18 protein-coding genes are annotated in these 15,117 nt (G+C 73.0%); 11 read left to right on the top strand and 7 right to left on the bottom strand.

The window, feature by feature from the left end; all coding sequences use genetic code 11:
- Positions 1-87: 87 nt before the first annotated feature.
- The 4 genes from rplU to proB all read left to right on the top strand — a co-directional run bounded on the left by rplU (position 88) and on the right by proB (position 3,387).
- Positions 88-393: a 50S ribosomal protein L21 gene (rplU, locus tag Pdca_RS23830; RefSeq protein WP_085913209.1), complete on the top strand. Its 306-nt coding sequence runs from the start codon at positions 88-90 to the stop codon at positions 391-393.
- 12 nt (positions 394-405) lie between these two features.
- Positions 406-663 (top strand): 50S ribosomal protein L27, encoded by a 258-nt coding sequence (rpmA, locus tag Pdca_RS23825; protein ID WP_085913210.1) that lies wholly within the window; start codon positions 406-408, stop codon positions 661-663.
- Positions 664-761: 98 nt separating this feature from the next.
- Positions 762-2,261 carry a GTPase ObgE gene (gene obgE / locus Pdca_RS23820; RefSeq protein WP_085913211.1) on the top strand — a complete coding sequence of 500 codons (1,500 nt, stop codon included), beginning with the start codon at positions 762-764 and terminating at the stop codon, positions 2,259-2,261.
- Positions 2,262-2,268: 7 nt separating this feature from the next.
- Positions 2,269-3,387 carry a glutamate 5-kinase gene (proB, locus tag Pdca_RS23815; protein WP_085913212.1) on the top strand — a complete coding sequence of 373 codons (1,119 nt, stop codon included), beginning with the start codon at positions 2,269-2,271 and terminating at the stop codon, positions 3,385-3,387.
- A 32-nt stretch (positions 3,388-3,419) separates the two neighbouring features.
- On the opposite strand, the gene Pdca_RS23810 is transcribed toward proB, so the two are convergent.
- Positions 3,420-3,614 carry an NUDIX hydrolase gene (locus Pdca_RS23810; protein ID WP_085913213.1) on the bottom strand — a complete coding sequence of 65 codons (195 nt, stop codon included), beginning with the start codon at positions 3,612-3,614 and terminating at the stop codon, positions 3,420-3,422.
- 43 nt (positions 3,615-3,657) lie between these two features.
- Entirely contained in the window at positions 3,658-5,274 is a 1,617-nt protein-coding gene (locus Pdca_RS23805) for an AMP-binding protein (protein ID WP_085913214.1), read from the bottom strand.
- Between the two features lie 180 nt (positions 5,275-5,454).
- On the opposite strand from Pdca_RS23805, the gene Pdca_RS23800 reads away from it, so the two are divergent.
- From Pdca_RS23800 to Pdca_RS23790, 3 genes are all read left to right on the top strand, one after another.
- Entirely contained in the window at positions 5,455-6,141 is a 687-nt protein-coding gene (locus Pdca_RS23800; RefSeq protein ID WP_232021158.1) for a response regulator, read from the top strand.
- A 201-nt stretch (positions 6,142-6,342) separates the two neighbouring features.
- Positions 6,343-7,245 carry an SDR family NAD(P)-dependent oxidoreductase gene (locus Pdca_RS23795; RefSeq protein WP_085913216.1) on the top strand — a complete coding sequence of 301 codons (903 nt, stop codon included), beginning with the start codon at positions 6,343-6,345 and terminating at the stop codon, positions 7,243-7,245.
- Positions 7,242-7,706: a MaoC family dehydratase gene (locus Pdca_RS23790; RefSeq protein ID WP_085913217.1), complete on the top strand. Its 465-nt coding sequence runs from the start codon at positions 7,242-7,244 to the stop codon at positions 7,704-7,706. The genes Pdca_RS23795 and Pdca_RS23790 overlap by 4 nt, the downstream gene beginning before the upstream one ends.
- A gap of 43 nt (positions 7,707-7,749) precedes the next feature.
- On the opposite strand, the gene ligM is transcribed toward Pdca_RS23790, so the two are convergent.
- Positions 7,750-9,144: a vanillate/3-O-methylgallate O-demethylase gene (ligM, locus tag Pdca_RS23785; RefSeq protein ID WP_085913218.1), complete on the bottom strand. Its 1,395-nt coding sequence runs from the start codon at positions 9,142-9,144 to the stop codon at positions 7,750-7,752.
- Positions 9,145-9,402: 258 nt separating this feature from the next.
- Between ligM and Pdca_RS23780 the strand changes: the two genes are divergently transcribed.
- From Pdca_RS23780 to purU, 4 genes are read left to right on the top strand one after another with little or no spacing between them, the layout of a single operon-like run.
- Positions 9,403-9,756 (top strand): protocatechuate 3,4-dioxygenase, encoded by a 354-nt coding sequence (locus Pdca_RS23780; RefSeq protein ID WP_085913219.1) that lies wholly within the window; start codon positions 9,403-9,405, stop codon positions 9,754-9,756.
- Positions 9,749-10,600 (top strand): class III extradiol dioxygenase subunit beta, encoded by an 852-nt coding sequence (locus Pdca_RS23775; RefSeq protein ID WP_085913220.1) that lies wholly within the window; start codon positions 9,749-9,751, stop codon positions 10,598-10,600. Before Pdca_RS23780 ends, Pdca_RS23775 begins: the two co-directional genes overlap by 8 nt.
- Complete coding sequence (locus Pdca_RS23770; protein WP_307724092.1) at positions 10,597-11,487, top strand: methylenetetrahydrofolate reductase; 891 nt, start codon at positions 10,597-10,599, stop codon at positions 11,485-11,487. Before Pdca_RS23775 ends, Pdca_RS23770 begins: the two co-directional genes overlap by 4 nt.
- 46 nt (positions 11,488-11,533) lie before the next feature.
- On the top strand, positions 11,534-12,406 hold the full coding sequence (gene purU / locus Pdca_RS23765; RefSeq protein WP_085913221.1) for a formyltetrahydrofolate deformylase: 873 nt from the start codon (positions 11,534-11,536) through the stop codon (positions 12,404-12,406).
- Between the two features lie 147 nt (positions 12,407-12,553).
- Here the strand turns inward: purU and Pdca_RS23760 are convergent, their stop codons facing one another.
- The 4 genes from Pdca_RS23760 to Pdca_RS23745 are packed head-to-tail and all read right to left on the bottom strand — an operon-like array spanning position 12,554 to position 14,956.
- Complete coding sequence (locus Pdca_RS23760; RefSeq protein WP_085913222.1) at positions 12,554-12,829, bottom strand: muconolactone Delta-isomerase family protein; 276 nt, start codon at positions 12,827-12,829, stop codon at positions 12,554-12,556.
- Complete coding sequence (locus Pdca_RS23755) at positions 12,829-13,533, bottom strand: alpha/beta fold hydrolase (RefSeq protein WP_085913223.1); 705 nt, start codon at positions 13,531-13,533, stop codon at positions 12,829-12,831. The genes Pdca_RS23760 and Pdca_RS23755 overlap by 1 nt, the downstream gene beginning before the upstream one ends.
- On the bottom strand, positions 13,530-14,231 hold the full coding sequence (locus tag Pdca_RS23750; protein ID WP_232021157.1) for a 4-carboxy-4-hydroxy-2-oxoadipate aldolase/oxaloacetate decarboxylase: 702 nt from the start codon (positions 14,229-14,231) through the stop codon (positions 13,530-13,532). The genes Pdca_RS23755 and Pdca_RS23750 overlap by 4 nt, the downstream gene beginning before the upstream one ends.
- Complete coding sequence (locus tag Pdca_RS23745) at positions 14,228-14,956, bottom strand: PIG-L deacetylase family protein (RefSeq protein WP_085913224.1); 729 nt, start codon at positions 14,954-14,956, stop codon at positions 14,228-14,230. The genes Pdca_RS23750 and Pdca_RS23745 overlap by 4 nt, the downstream gene beginning before the upstream one ends.
- Positions 14,957-15,117 lie beyond the last annotated feature (161 nt).

Genomic DNA, 15,117 nt, shown 5'->3' with positions numbered 1-15,117 from the left:
CCAGTGGCGTGCGCGCCGGGTTCGGCGCGAGCTGTGTAGACCGAGCGCAAGCAAGCGCCCCCGAATTTCAGGAGTCGTGCGTCAGCGATGTACGCGATCGTCAAGACCGGCGGAAAGCAGTACAAGGTGGCCGTCGACGACGTGGTCACCGTCGAGAAGCTCGACGGTGAGCCCGGTGCGGAGATCAGCCTGCCCGCCGTGCTGCTCGTCGACGGCGACCAGGTGTCCACGGACGTGTCGGGCCTCACCTCCGCGGTGACCGCCACGGTTGTCGAGCACACCAAGGGTCCCAAGATCCGGATCCACAAGTTCAAGAACAAGACCGGGTACCACAAGCGTCAGGGGCACCGTCAGCCGCTGACGAAGGTCCAGGTCACCGCGATCGGCAAGTAAGGAGCCTGCGTCATGGCACACAAGAAGGGTGCGTCCAGCTCCCGCAACGGTCGCGACTCGAACCCGCAGTTCCTGGGTGTGAAGCGCTTCGGCGGCCAGACCGTCAAGGCCGGCGAGATCCTGATCCGCCAGCGCGGCACCAGCACCCACCCGGGTCTGAACGTCGGCCGCGGTAAGGACGACACGCTGTTCGCCCTCGCGGCGGGCACCGTGCAGTTCGGTTCCAAGCGCGGCCGCAAGACCGTCAACATCGTGCCGGTCGAGGTCTGAGCGACCCGCCCAGCACGTCCACGACGCCGACGGCGGGTCACCCCGGTTACCGGGGGGCCCGCCGTTCGTCGTGTCATCACCACATCGAGGAGGCACCCATGTCCCGCTTCGTGGACCGCGTCGTGCTGCACGCGACCGCGGGCGCCGGGGGCAACGGCTGCGCCTCGGTGCACCGCGAGAAGTTCAAACCCCTCGGCGGCCCGGACGGCGGCAACGGCGGTCGCGGCGGCTCGGTCGTCCTGGTCGTCGATGCCGGCGTGCACACGCTGCTCGACTACCACCACCGGCCGCACGCCACCGCCCGCAGCGGCACCCAGGGCCAGGGGGCGTTCAAGAACGGCGCCAACTCCCCGGACCTGGAGCTGCGCGTCCCGGACGGCACGGTGATCCTCGACGACGACGGCGAGATCGTCGCCGACCTGGTCGGGCCGGGTACCCGGTTCGTCGCCGCCCAGGGCGGCCGCGGCGGCCTCGGCAACGCCGCGCTGGCCTCCGCCGCGCGCAAGGCGCCCGGCTTCGCTCTGCTCGGCGAGCCCGGCGAGGAGGTCAGCTTCACCCTCGAGCTGCGCTCGCTGGCCGACGTCGGGCTGGTCGGTTTCCCGAGTGCCGGCAAGTCCTCGCTGGTCGCGGCGATGTCCGCGGCCCGCCCGAAGATCGCCGACTATCCCTTCACCACGCTCGTCCCGCAGCTCGGCGTGGTCAGCGCGGGCGATGCCACCTTCACCGTCGCCGACGTCCCCGGGCTGATCCCGGGCGCCGCCGACGGGCGCGGGCTCGGGCTGGAGTTCCTCCGGCACATCGAGCGCTGCTCGGTGCTGGTGCACGTCGTCGACTGCGCGACCTTCGAGACCGAGCGCGATCCGGCGTCCGACATCGAGGCGCTGGAGACCGAGCTCGCGCACTACGCCGACCAGCTGGGCACCAGCGCGCTCGGCGAGCGGCTGGACCAGCGCCCCCGGATGATCGCGCTGAACAAGATCGACGTGCCGGACGCCGCCGATCTCGTCGACATGGTCCGCGCCGATCTCGCCGAGCGGTTCGGCTGGCCGATCTTCGCGATCTCCACCGCGTCCCGCTCCGGATTGCGGGAACTGGGCTTCGCCATGGCGGAGCGGGTCGCCGCGGCCCGCGCCGCACAGCCCGAGATCGAGCCCACCCGCACCGTGATCCGGCCGAGGGCGGTCGACGACTCCGGTTTCACCATCGAGCCGGACACCGAGCTCGACGGCGGGTTCGTGGTGCGCGGGGAGCGGCCCGAGCGCTGGATCCGGCAGACCAACTTCGAGAACGACGAGGCCGTCGGCTACCTCGCGGACCGGCTCGCCCGGCTAGGGGTGGAGGAGTCGCTGGCGAAGGCGGGCGCGGTGCCCGGCTGCCCGGTCACGATCGGCGACATGACCTTCGACTGGGAGCCGTCGACACCGGCCGGCGTCGCGGCGCTGCTCACCGGGCGCGGCACCGACGTCCGGCTCGAGGACACCGGCCGGGTGGGCGCGTCCGACCGGAAGTACGCCCGCGCGGCGCGCCGGAAGCACCTGTCCGACGCCGAGCTCGCGGCCGGGGCGCGGTACTCCTCGGACCACGAGCTCGAACGGTGAGCAGGGGATGAGTTCGACCCGATCCGCGATCGGTGCGGCCCGCCGGATCGTCGTGAAGGTCGGGTCGTCGTCACTGACCAGTCTCACCGGCGGGCTCGACCCGGCCCGGCTGGACGGGCTGGTCGACGCGTTGATGGCCCGCCGGCACGCCGGGAGCCAGGTGGTGCTGGTGTCGTCCGGGGCGATCGCGGCCGGGCTCGCGCCGCTGCAGCTGCGCAGGCGGCCCCGTGATCTCGCCACCCAGCAGGCCGCCGCGTCGGTCGGGCAGCTGCTGCTGGCGCACGCCTACTCGGCGTCGTTCGCCCGCCACGGCCAGGGCATCGGGCAGGTACTGCTCACCGCCGACGACATGATCCGGCGCGCCAGCTACCGCAACGCGCAGCGCACCCTGGAGCGCCTGCTGCAGCTCGGCTCACTGCCGGTGGTCAACGAGAACGACACCGTCGCCACCGCTGAGATCCGGGTCGGTGACAACGACCGGCTGGCCGCGCTGGTGGCGCACATCGTCGGCGCGGACGCGCTGCTGCTGCTCTCCGACGTCGACGGGCTCTACGACGGCGACCCCCGGGACCCCGGATCGTCGCTGGTCACCGAGGTCGACGATCCGGCGGAGCTGGCCGGGATCAGCGTGACCCGGACCGGCTCGGGCCTGGGCACCGGCGGGATGTCGACCAAGGTGACGGCCGCGGCGATGGCATCCGCCGCCGGGATCCCGGTGCTGCTGACCTCCGCCGAGGAGGCCGCCGCCGCCGTCGATGCCGTGCCGGACGGCCCGAAGGTCGGCACCGCGTTCCGCGCCTCCGGCCGCCGGATGAGCGCACGGCGGTTCTGGCTGCGGCACGCCGCCGACGTCCGCGGCGCCCTCGATCTCGACGACGGCGCCGTCGAGGCCGTCCGTACCCGCCGCCGGTCGCTGCTGGCGGCCGGGGTGCACGGCGTCTCCGGAGACTTCGTCGCAGGTGACGTGGTCGAGCTGCTCGCGCCGCACGGCCGTCCGATCGCTCGCGGCGTCGTCTCCTACGACGCCGCCGAACTGCCCGCGATGATCGGGCGCCGGAGCCGGGAGCTGCCGCCCGAGCAGCGCCGCGAGCTGGTGCACGCCGACGACCTGGTGCTGGTCCAGTAGCTCGCCTGCGGGATCCACCGGGCAGCGGCGCCTCAGCCGGTCCGCTCGAACCAGGTCCTGATCGATCGCCGGTACCCGTCGGGCATGGTCAGTCCGTCCACCTCGGACTGTGCGAAGAGGCCGATCGCCTTGTGCTCGTGGGACAACACCGGATCGACGTCGGACACCGGACGGCAGCCGTAGGTCACGATGAAGACGTGCCGCTCGACCTGGTGGATGTAGTACATCCAGGTGTCGAGAACGGGGCCGGACCGGCTCAGCCGCCGGACGCTACCGCCCGGCGACCTCCCTGGCCCTGGCGAGCTCGATCTTGCCGGTCGGGGTGCGCGGCAGCTCGTCGACCACGACCACGACGCGCGGCACCTTGTAGCCGGCCAGCACCGCACGGACCCGGTCGCGCAGCCGGTCGGGCAGCTCCGGGCCGGCGCCGGGGGCGGCGACGACCGCGGTCACCTGCTCACCCCACACCGGATCGGGGACCCCGACGACCACGCAGTCGGCCACCGCCGGATCGGCGAGCAGCACGTCCTCGACCTCCTGCGGGTGCACCTTCTCGCCACCGGTGTTGATCACTCCGGCGCCGCGGCCGAGGAACCGGATGACCCCGTCGGACGTCAGCTCGGCCAGGTCACCGGGCACCGCGTAGCGCACCCCGTCGACGAACCGGAACGTCGCGGCGGTGCGCTCGGCGTCGCCGTGGTAGCCCAGCGGCAGCGGGCCGCGGTAGGCGAGCATCCCGGTCCCGGGCTCGCCGGGGGCGAGCACCCGGCCGTCCTCGGTGATCAGTCGGGTCGCGGGCACCGGCCGGAACCGGGCCGGCAGGTCGTCCACCGAGTGCGTCACCGCGAACGCGAACGGACCACCCTCGCTGGCCGCGATCGCGTCGGTGACGGTCAGCTCGGTGCGTTCGTGCAGCGCCTGCTTGGTGCGGTCGCCGAGTGCGGTCCCCGAGCTCAGCACCACCCGCAGCGACGACAGGTCGTGCGGGGTGCCCGCCGCATCGGCCCTGGCCAGCTCCTCGACCAGCGGGACACCGACCGCGTTGCCCGCCACCACGATCGTCCCGACCCGCTCCGCGGCGACCGTCTCCCAGACGTGCCTCGGATCGAGCCGGCCGGGCCTGGTGAGCACCGCCCGGCCGCCGACGAGCAGCGCACCGAGGGTGTTGAACAGGCCGGTGCCGTGCATCAGCGGAACCACCGGCAGGGTGACCGGCGACCGGCCGCCGGTGCGGGCGGACACCGCGAGTTCCACGGCGTCGTCGAGATCGGCGGGCGGGGCGTCGCGGCCCAGCGGCCCGAAGATCGCGACCGCGATGCTGTGCAGCAGGTCGACCTGCTGCCACACGACGCCCTTCGGTCGTCCGGTGGTGCCGCCGGTGTACATGAACAGCCGGTCCGATCCCGGCCGCGGGGTGTGCGGGCGGGGCGGGGTGCTGCGGCGGATCTCGGCCAGGTCGGCCGCGTCCGGACCGGGATCGGCGTCGGGTGCGGCGCCGTCGCGGACCAGCAGCCGCAGCGAGGGCAGGTGCGCCGCGGCGTGCGCGACGTTCGGGGCGAGCGATCCACTGAACACGATCGCAGCGGCGCCCGCGTCGTCGAGCAGCGAGGTGAGCTCGGCCGAGGTGTAGCGGTAGTTCGCGTTCACCGGGACCGCGCCGAGCTTGAACGCCGCGAACACGGTCTCCAGGTAGGCCGAGCCGTTGTACAGGTAGCAGGCGACCGTGTCCCCGGCCCGGACGCCTGCCGACTCCAGCGCGGTCGCCAGCCGCGACGCGCGGTCGTCGAACTCGGCGTAGGACCACCGGGCCCCGGGCTCGCACACGGCCGTCGCGTCCGGGAGCCGGGCGGCGACGGCCTCCCACACGGTGCCGAAGGCGACGTCCATGCGGTCACGGTAAGGAGCCGGCGGCACCTCGGACGATCGGCCGATGACCGTCGTCGCGGCGGTCGTCCGGCCGCTGCGGACCGCGACGGATGACGTAGATCGGGTGACCTCGCCGATCCGGCTGCCATGCTGGGACCCCCGGGCGTCGGAGCCCGGGACGGCCGAGGGGAGGCGCTGCGAGTGAACGCACCGACCGAGTCAACGACGACGATCACCCCGGTGAAGGTCCTCGTCGCCGACGACCACGCCGTCGTCCGGCGCGGGATCCGGGCCTACCTGGAGGCCCTCGACGACGTCGAGGTCATCGGGGAGGCCGGGGACGGGCAGGAGGTACTGGACCGGCTCGGTGCGATGGCCGTGCACCGGGAGCTGCCCGATGTCGTCCTGATCGACCTGCTGATGCCCCGGCTCGACGGCGCCGCGACGACGGCGCTGATCGCCGAGCGTTTCCCGGGTGTGCGGGTCGTCGTGCTGACCAGCTTCGGCGAGATGGAGCGGGTGCACACCGCGCTCGGCAACGGGGCATCGGGCTACCTGCTCAAGAACGCCGAACCGGGCGAGGTGGTCGCCGCGATCCGGGCCGCCGCCCGCGGCGACGTGTTCCTCGACCCGAGCGTCGCCCGGCAGCTGACCAAGGAGATGATCTCGCCGCCGAGCGGGCTCGGCGCGCTCACCCACCGCGAGCGGGACGTGCTGATCCTGGTCGCCCAGGGCCGGTCCAACCAGGAGATCGCCGACCAGCTGGTGATCAGCGAGCGGACCGCGCGCACACACGTCAGCAACGTGCTGCGCAAGCTGGCGCTCACCTCCCGCACCCAGGCGGCGCTGGTCGCGGTCCGGCAGGGACTCGTCCCGCCGCAGAGCTGATCGCGCGGCCACGACGGATGACGTAGCGCGTCCGGGACGGCAGACCGCCGCCGTCGCCGCCGCGCGGCCCCTAGCGTCGGACGCCGGGGCGGACCACGCCCGCGGTCGGAGAAGCGCCCACCGGGGTGCCGGAGCCGGGTGCCCGCACGACGGCGCCGGATCCGGACGGCCTGCACGGTGGGGCAGGCGAGGGAGGTACGGATGCTCGACGGCAAGGTCGCCGTGGTGACAGGAGCGGGCCGGGGGCTGGGCCGGGCGTATGCCCGGGCGTTGGCGGCGTCGGGCGCCGCCGTGGTGGTGAACGACCTCGATCCCGGTGTCGCGCAGGAGACGGTCACGTCGATCACCGACGCCGGTGGGCGCGCGGTCGCCGAGGCCGGCGCGGTCGGCACGGCCGATGTCGCCGACGCGCTGGTCGAGCGCGCGGTGCGCGAGTTCGGACGACTCGACGCGATGGTCACCAACGCCGGCGCGCTGCGGGACCGGACGCTGCGCAAGACCACCGACGACGACTTCGATCTCGTCGTCGGCAGCCATCTGCGTGGCACCTTCACCTGCGGGCGGGCGGCGGCCGCCCGGTTCCGTGAGCAGGGCGGTGGCGGCCGGCTGATCCTGGTCGGGTCACCCGCCGGGCAGCGGGCCAGCTTCGGGCAGACCGCGTACTCGGCGTCCAAGGGCGCGATCGTCGCGATGATGCGGACCTGGGCGGTGGAGCACGCGAAGATCGGGGTCACGGTCAACGCGATCCTGCCGACCGCGCTGACCAGGATGGTCGCGACCATCCCCGGGCTCGGCGAGCTGGTCGAGGCCGTCGACCGGGGCGAGCCGGTGCCGCCGGAGGTCCGGCGCACCGGGCTGGGCACACCGGACGACGCGGCACCGGTCGTCGTGTGGCTGGCGTCGGAGGCGTCCGCGCACGTCACCGGGCAGGCGATCGCGGTGGGCGGTGACCGGATCGCGCTGTGGACCCACCCGGAGGAGGTCGCCGAGCGACTGTGCGACGGCGGCTGGAGCCCCGAGGCGGTGGCCACCGAGTTCGCGCAGGCCCCGCTGCAGGACTTCACCCAGGCGCTGCCCGCCGCGGCCACCGGGGGTACCCGATGAGCGCCCCGACGGTCGCGACCGGGATCGACGGCGTCCGCGCGCTGCCGCGCGGTGAGGTGCTCGGTGAGAGCGGCCCGGTCACGGTGACCCAGCACGACGTCGACCTGTTCGCGCAGGCCACCGGCGACCACCAGTGGATCCACGTCGATCCGCGGCGGGCCGCCGGCACACCCTTCGGCGGCACGATCGCGCACGGCTACCTGACGCTGTCGCTGGTGCCGCGGTTGCTGCCGGAGATCCTGCGGCTGGACGGCTTCTCGATGGTCGTGAACTACGGCTGCGAGAAGGTGCGGTTCCCGTCGCCGGTGCCGACCGGTTCCACGCTGCGGGCGACCGCGGTCCTCGACGAGGTCACCGAGGTGACCGGAGGTCTGCAGGTCACGATCACGATGACGATCACGGTCGAGGGCGCCACCAAGCCCGCCTGCGTGGTCACCTTCCTGACCCGGCACCTGGTGTGAACACCGGGGCGGGCGCGCCGGACGGCGCGCCCGCCCCGGGGGATCAGGAGGTCGCGGTCCGCCAGCCGGGCCGGTAGTCCTCGCGTGCCATCTCGCTGTACGGGGCCGGGCTGACGACCGCGCGCACCGCGAACTGCTCGTGCGGCTCGACGGTGGTCTTGCGGGATCCGCCGTCCGGCTCGCCCCAGACCACCCGCACCTCGGCGCCGAGCGGGACGCCCGGGTCGATCGTGGCCAGCGACAGCGCCTTGCGCTCGTTCGCGCTGTACCCGGTGAACATGGACAGGCCGACGACGTTGTCGTCGGCGTCGACGACCGAGTCGAAGTTGGACGATCCGAAGTTCGCGTTCGGCAGGTCGAAGAACTGGTACTCGGGTCCGTCCGCGACCGGGGAGGCGAGCAGCGTCGAGACGTCCTCGACGTTCCAGGCGAGAGTCACCTTGCGCCGCTCGGCGGCCGGCTCGATCCGCTCCAGCGCGGAGCGGCCGATGAAGTCGTGGTCGAACTTCACGAAACCGCCGTAGCCCAGCTCCCACGGGTTCGTGTAGTAGTCCTCGACGTCGGCGGAGACGAAGCTGCCGGCGACCGCGTTGTTCGCCTCGTAGGAGTCGGCGCCGAGCCACTCCCGGTAGGCCTTCAGCTCGTCGCCGGTGTAGATCGCGGGCAGCGGCGACGGGATCCAGCCGGACTCCAGGGTGTTGCAGGAGTAGGCGCGCGCCCCGGCCGGTTCGATCCCGAACTCGCGGCCCGCCTCGAGGATCGTCTCGCGCACGGCGCCGTAGCTCTCGTACGGCCCCCAGATCTCCAGCCCGGGCGCGCCGGCCATGCCGTGCCGCAGCGTCCGGACCTCCACCCCACCGACGTTCATGTGCCCCATCCGGAAGAACTTGACCTTCTCCACCGGGCCACCGTTGACCTTCTCGATGACCTCCCAGGCCCGCGGGCCCTGGATCTGGAACCGCCAGACGTCGCGGGTCACCTCGCGACCGTACGGGCGGGACGGGGAACGCTCGTCGCGCCGGATGTCGACGTCGTAGCCCTGGCCCTGGAAGGTCAGCCAGTTCGCCACCGGGGCGCGGCCGACGAAGACGAACCGGTCCTCGGCCAGCCGGAACAGGATGCCGTCACCGATCACCCCGCCACCCGGCGCGACCGGCACGAACTGCTTCGCGGAGTCGACCGGGAAGTTCGCGGTGCTGTTGATCCCGGTGTCGGTGAACAGTTGCAGCGCACCCGATCCGGACACCCACAGGTTGACCATGTGGTGGGTCTGGTCGAACAGCACGGCGGTGCGCTGCCAGGCGCGTACCTCGCGCCGGAAATTGCTGAACTCGGAGGGGACGACCGGGTAGATGTAGGCGCCGAGCTGGGCGTTCCGCAGCAGGTCGACGGTGTCACCGGCCCGGTCCAGTACGTCCTGCAGGTTCCTCGCGCTCATGGTGCTCCAGTCCTCGACGACGATCGGACCAACGCTAGGAACGCCGGGCTCGGTCATGGCAGCGCGGAACGACGGCAGCGGGCCTGCCGGGGTGGCCGTACCGGGTGCGACGGATGACGTAGCGCCGCCCCGCTACGTCATCCGTCGCGGGGCGGACGGGGCGCGGCGGCGGCCGCCGGTCGGGACATCCGGGCGATGGCCGCGGCCCGCCCGGCTCCTAGCGTCGGTACCCGGAGCCGACCGCGGGGGGAACCGAGCATGACCACCAGGAGCGACCTACCGGGGACCTACGTCTTCGACGGTCCCAGCGGGCGCCGCGGCCGGCCGCTGAACCGGATGTTGCAGTCGCTGCGCACCGAAGGGGCGCGGGCCGATTTCCGCGCCGACGAGGCCGCGTACTGCCTGCGGTTCGAGCTGTCGGCGGAGCAGACCACGGCCGTCCTGGAACGCGACTGGCAGGCGATGCTCGATCTCGGCGGCAGCATCTTCTACATCTACAAGCTGGCCATGATGGACGGACGCTCGATGCAGTACCTGGGCGGTGTGTTCACCGGCATGACCGAGGCGGAGTTCACGGCCGCGATGGCGGCGGGAGGACGGACCGATGTCTGAGGTGATCTGGGGTCTGGGGACCTCGCACGTGCCGTCGATCGGCGCGGCGATGGACCGCGACCTGACGGCCGATCCGAAGTGGTCACCGCTGTTCGACGGCTACGCCCCGGCCCGGGAGTGGCTGGCCGAGCGGACCCCGGACGTCGCGATCCTGGTCTACAACGACCACGCGAACGGCGTCGACCTGGACATCGTGCCGACCTTCGCGATCGGGACCGCCGAGCAGTACCGGGTCGCCGACGAGGGGTACGGCCGGCGTGCGGTGCCGGACGTCACCGGGGACCCGGACCTGTCGTGCCACCTGCTGGAGCACCTGGTCGACGACGGTTTCGACCTGACCGTGTTCTCCGAGCTCGACGTCGATCACGGCTTCACCGTGCCGCTGTCGGTGTGGACGCCCGATCCCGGCGACGCCTGGCCCTGCCCGGTCGTCCCGATCATGGTCAACGTCATCCGCTACCCGCAGCCGAGCGCGGCCCGCTGCTACGCACTCGGGCAGGCGATCGGGCGGGCACTGGCCTCCTACGAGGGCGCGCGCACCGTCGGGATCCTCGGCACCGGCGGGATGTCGCACCAGCTGGCCGGTGCGCGGGCCGGGTTCGTCAATCCCGAGTTCGACCGGATGTTCCTGGACGCGATCGCCGACGACCCGCAGCGGCTCACCGCCCTGCACCGCGACGAGTACATCCGGCTCGCCGGGTCCGAGGGCATCGAGCTGATCATGTGGCTGGTCATGCGCGGCGCGATGAACGCCCGCGTCCGCACGGTGCACACCGCCTATCACGTCCCGGCGTCGAACACCGCCGCCGGACTCGCCCTGCTGGACAACCGGAGCGCCCCGTGACGTCGTTGCTCGATCCCCCCGACCGAAGCACCGGGCCCCGGCGCACCGACCGGCGGGCCGTGCTCGCCCGGGTGCTGCGCGAGGCCACCTACGAGGTGCTGCCGTTCCCGAGCGCCGGGGACAAGGTGCTCGCGCACGTACCCACCGGCACCGGGCTGAGCGTGACGACGACCGAGGCGAAGGGCCTCGGACCGACCGTCGATCTCGCCGTCCGGCTGACCGGGCACGGCTACCGGGTCGCCCCGCACATCGCGGCCCGCCTCGTCCGGGACCGGGCGCACCTCACCGATCTCGCCGACCGGCTCACCGAGGCGGGGATCAGCACGGTGTTCGTCATCGGCGGTGACGCCGCCGAGCCCGCGGGCGCCTATCCGGACGCCCTTGCTCTGCTCACCGACCTGCGTGCGATCGCCGGCGACCGGTTCGACCACATCGGGATCGGCGGCTACCCGGAGGGGCACGGCGGCATCGCCGACGAGCTGATCGAGGGTGCGCTCACCGCGAAGGCGCCGTACGCCACGCAGATCGTCACCCAGCTGTGCTTCGACCCGTCCGCCACCGTGCGCTGGGCCCGCCGGATCGCCACCGCCGGGGTGCGGCTGCCGATCCGGGTCGGCGTACCCGGTGCGGTGAGCAGGCAGAAACTGATCCGGGTCTCCGCCGGGCTGGGGCTCGGTCAGTCGGCCCGTTTCCTGCGCAAGCAGCAGGGCATGCTCTGGCGGTTCTTCACCCCCGGCGGGTACCGGCCGGACCGGGTGCTCGACGGCATCGTCCCGGCGCTGGCCGCCGGTGACACCGGACTGGCCGGGATCCACGTGTTCACCTTCAACGACCTCGAGAGCACCGAGACGTGGCGACGTCGGCTGCTCGAGCGCCTGGACCGATGACGGCGCCGCTGATCGACGGCCGGGCCGCCGGATCGCGGGTCGCGTCGTGACCGCCTCGGCGCAGGGCCCGCGCGCGGTGCTGCTGCTCAGCTGCCCGGACGCGCCCGGCATCGTGCACGCCGTGACCGGCCTGCTCGCCGACGAGGGCTGCACCATCGTGCAGAGCCACCAGTTCGGCAGCGCCAGCACCGGCACCTTCTACCTGCGGGTCGAGTTCGCCCGGGTGGACGGCGACCGTCCCGACCTGGACCGGCTCGGTGCCGGTGTCGCGACGCTCGCCGAGCCGTTCGGGATGACCTGGAGCCTCGCCGACACCGGGCACCGCCCGCGCACCGTGATCATGGTCAGCCGGTTCGCGCACTGCCTCAACGATCTGCTGTTCCGGAACTCGATCGGCGAGCTGGCGCTCGACGTCGTCGCGGTGGTGTCGAACCATCCCGATCTCGAACGCCTCGCCGACGGGTTCGGGGTGCCGTTCCGGCACATCCCGGTCACCCGGGAGACGAAACCGGCCGCCGAGGCGGAGCTGCTCGACCTGGTCCACGACCAGGGTGTCGAGCTGGTGGTGCTGGCCCGCTACATGCAGATCCTGTCCGACGACGCGTGCAAGGCCCTGCAGGGCCGGGCGATCAACATCCACCACTCGATGCTGCCCAGCTTCAAGGGCGCCCGGCCCTACCACCAGGCGCACGAGCGCGGGGTGAAGTTCATCGGGGCGACCGCGCACTACGTGACCGCGGACCTCGACGAGGGCCCGATCATCGAGCAGGAGCTGCTGCGCGTCGACCACTCGCTGAGCCCTGAGCAGCTCGCCGCCCGCGGCCGGGAGGCCGAGCGGCTCGCGCTGGCCCGGGCGGTGCGCTGGCACAGTGAGCACCGGATCGCGGTGTCGGGCAACCGCACCGTCGTCTTCCCCTGAGCGGCCCGGCGCCTCGCGCGTCATCGGGCCCCGTCCGTGGCGGCGGGGCCCGGTCTCCGGTGCCCGGGAGTCCCGTGCGCGATCCGGGCAGCGAACCGCCCGCCGACGCCGTGTGCGGCGTCGGCGGGCGGGCCCGGGGTATCGGGTTCAGCGCTCCTGCGGGTGCGTGGCCAGCGCTTCGACGGTCACGTCCATCCAGGGGAACATCGGCAGCGACGCCAGCGCGTCGTGCAGCGCCGCCGGATCCTCCGCCTCGTACAGCCCGACGGTGGCGTTGCGCCCGGGGACCCGCCACAGCCGTTTGAGGATCCCGGCCTCGCGCAGCTCGACGGCGCGGGCGCGCTCGCCCGCCTTCAGCTCGTCACGGGTGGCGGCCGGGGTGTCGACCGGGAGCAGGTTCTCGGTGCGGACCAGGAACTCCATCAGCGGGCCTGCTCGATCAGCAGCGCGGTGAGCTCGTCGGGTGCGGTCACCATCGCCTCGTGGCCGGTGGCGATCTCGTGCACCGGCCAGCCGCGTTCGGCGGCCCGCCCGGCGTGCTCGCGGAAGACCCGCATCCAGTCGGTGCACTCGATGAACACCGCGGGTACGTCGTCGCCCTTCCCGGTCAGCCGCAGCGGCTCGGTGTAGGTGAGCCACGGGTGCGGGGTGAGGCGCGGGGTGAGCCAGTCCAGGTCGGCCTGCTCGGTGACGCCGAGCCGCTCCAGCGGCCGGACCGGGACCAGCCAGCCGAACCCCGGCCCGGCCACCGCCTCCCGGTAGTGCCCGGCGACGGTCGGCGGGAGCAGGTCGATCGCGGCGTCGCCGTCGTCGCCGACGAAGGCGTCCAGGTACACCCGGCGGGTCAGCCGGTCCGGGATGCGGTCGGCGACCCCGGTGACGACCTGGCCCGCATAGCTGTGCCCGACCAGCACCACGTCGTGGGCGTCGTGCGCCTCCAGCAGCGCGACGACGTCCTGGACGTGCGTGGACAGCCCCACCTGCGGGGTGAGCAGGTGGGCCCGGTCGCTGAGGCCGGTCAGCGTCGGGGTGTGCACCTCGTGGCCGGCGGCGCGCAGCCCGGGGACCACCCGTTGCCACGCCCATCCGCCGTGCCAGGCTCCGTGCAGCAGGACGACGGTGCTCATGCTCGGTCTCCCTCGGGGTCGTCGACGTAGCGCACGCCCAGCCGTTCCAGGGTGGGGCGCAGGTCGTAGTGGTCCAGGCCGAGCAGGCCCTCGGCGAACCGGCGGCGCTTGTCCTCCTCGTTCGCGGCGCGGGTGCCGGCGGCCTCGGCGACGGTGGCGGCCTCGGCGCGGGGGACGCAGAGCACACCGTCGTCGTCGGCGATCACCGCGTCGCCGGGGTCGATCCGCTGCCCGGCGACGACGACCGGCACGTTCACCGAGCCGGGCACGGCCTTCGCGGTCCCCTGCGCGTGTACCGCCCGCGACCAGGCGGGGAAGCCCATCGCGGTCAGCTCGGCGACGTCGCGGACACCGGCGTCGCTGATCAGCCCGAGCACCCCGCGGTGCTGCAGCTGGGTCGCGAACAGCTCGCCGAACATCCCGTCGGTGGAGCGTGAGGTGGTGGCGACGACGAGCACGTCACCCGGCCCGCACTGCTCGATGCAGGCGTGGATCATCAGGTTGTCGCCGGGGTGCGACAGCACGGTGACCGCGCGGCCCGCGATCCGCGCACCGCGCTGGATCGGCCGGATCTCCGGTGCGAGCAGGCCACGCCGGCCGTGCGCCTCGTGCACCGTCGCGACGCCGTGGCGGGCCAGTTCGGCGAGCACGCCGGGATCCGGGCCGCGCCGGGTCCGGACGATCACGTGCCCGCTCACCGCAGCACGTCCCCGACGATCGGGAAGACCCGCTGGTAGGCCTCGGCCTGCACGATCGACCGGTCGCCGCCGTTGCGGACGGCCTGCACGCCGCGGCGCAGCCCGAGATCGGTGTAGTACTGCACCAGGTGCGACTGCGCGCCCATGCACTCCATCGCCTTGCGCTTGCGCTCGAACACCGGGGTGATGTCGAGCAGCAGGTTCGGGACGAAGCCGCACTGTTCGGGCTGGTGCGGTTCGAACTGCAGCACCTGCGGCGCACCGATCGGCGGCGTCGACGGATCGTGCCCGGCGGCCTGGGCGACCTGGCGGGCCAGCAGGGTCGCCTCGTGGGCGGCGTCGTGGTCGCGGTTGTACGGGTCGTTCGCGACGTGGGTGAGCAGCACCTCGGGGGCCGCGTCCCGGATCTCCGCGACGATCCGGGACAAGCCGTCGTCGTCGATCCGCAGTGGGTAGTCGCCGAGATCGAGGAAGGTGATCCTCGCGCCGAGTGCAGCGGCGGCCGCCTCCGCCTCGTCGCGCCGGGCGGCCTTCGCGGCGTCGACGGTCATCCCGGGAGTTCGCCACAGGCCCGGCGACTCGCCGCGCTCGCCGTAGCTCAGGCAGACGATGCGCACGTCGTGGCCGCGCTCGGCGTAGAGCGCCAGCGCACCACCCGCCCGCCACACGAAGTCCCCGGAATGCGCGCTGATCACCTGTACGGAAGGTCGGTCGTGCGACGTCATGGGCCCCGACGTTAGGCAGCGCCGCGGTCGGTGGGTACGCGCGAACGACCCGTGGCCGCTACGTCATCCGTCGCGCGGTGAGCCGAACCCTTTTGCCTGGTGGAAGGTGGTCTGGCGGGTTCGGCGGCGGGCTTTCTAGCGTGTTCGCGACCCCCCAGTTC

Source organism: Pseudonocardia autotrophica (genome assembly GCF_003945385.1).
Lineage (GTDB): Bacteria > Actinomycetota > Actinomycetes > Mycobacteriales > Pseudonocardiaceae > Pseudonocardia > Pseudonocardia autotrophica.
The sequence above is the reverse complement of the archived record's forward strand: the minus strand, read 5'-3'. Positions and strand labels throughout refer to the sequence as shown.

Excerpts from the sequence above, each read along its gene's own strand:
- rplU (WP_085913209.1), top strand. The coding sequence starts at position 88 with ATGTACGCGATCGTCAAGACCGGCGGAAAGCAGTACAAGGTGGCCGTC.
- proB (WP_085913212.1), top strand. The coding sequence starts at position 2,269 with ATGAGTTCGACCCGATCCGCGATCGGTGCGGCCCGCCGGATCGTCGTG.
- Pdca_RS23795 (WP_085913216.1), top strand. The coding sequence starts at position 6,343 with ATGCTCGACGGCAAGGTCGCCGTGGTGACAGGAGCGGGCCGGGGGCTG.
- rpmA (WP_085913210.1), top strand. The coding sequence starts at position 406 with ATGGCACACAAGAAGGGTGCGTCCAGCTCCCGCAACGGTCGCGACTCG.
- Pdca_RS23805 (WP_085913214.1), bottom strand. The coding sequence starts at position 5,274 with ATGGACGTCGCCTTCGGCACCGTGTGGGAGGCCGTCGCCGCCCGGCTC.
- Pdca_RS23810 (WP_085913213.1), bottom strand. The coding sequence starts at position 3,614 with ATGTACTACATCCACCAGGTCGAGCGGCACGTCTTCATCGTGACCTAC.
- Pdca_RS23760 (WP_085913222.1), bottom strand. The coding sequence starts at position 12,829 with ATGGAGTTCCTGGTCCGCACCGAGAACCTGCTCCCGGTCGACACCCCG.
- obgE (WP_085913211.1), top strand. The coding sequence starts at position 762 with ATGTCCCGCTTCGTGGACCGCGTCGTGCTGCACGCGACCGCGGGCGCC.
- ligM (WP_085913218.1), bottom strand. The coding sequence starts at position 9,144 with ATGAGCGCGAGGAACCTGCAGGACGTACTGGACCGGGCCGGTGACACC.
- Pdca_RS23755 (WP_085913223.1), bottom strand. The coding sequence starts at position 13,533 with ATGAGCACCGTCGTCCTGCTGCACGGAGCCTGGCACGGCGGATGGGCG.
- Pdca_RS23790 (WP_085913217.1), top strand. The coding sequence starts at position 7,242 with ATGAGCGCCCCGACGGTCGCGACCGGGATCGACGGCGTCCGCGCGCTG.
- Pdca_RS23780 (WP_085913219.1), top strand. The coding sequence starts at position 9,403 with ATGACCACCAGGAGCGACCTACCGGGGACCTACGTCTTCGACGGTCCC.
- Pdca_RS23745 (WP_085913224.1), bottom strand. The coding sequence starts at position 14,956 with ATGACGTCGCACGACCGACCTTCCGTACAGGTGATCAGCGCGCATTCC.
- Pdca_RS23775 (WP_085913220.1), top strand. The coding sequence starts at position 9,749 with ATGTCTGAGGTGATCTGGGGTCTGGGGACCTCGCACGTGCCGTCGATC.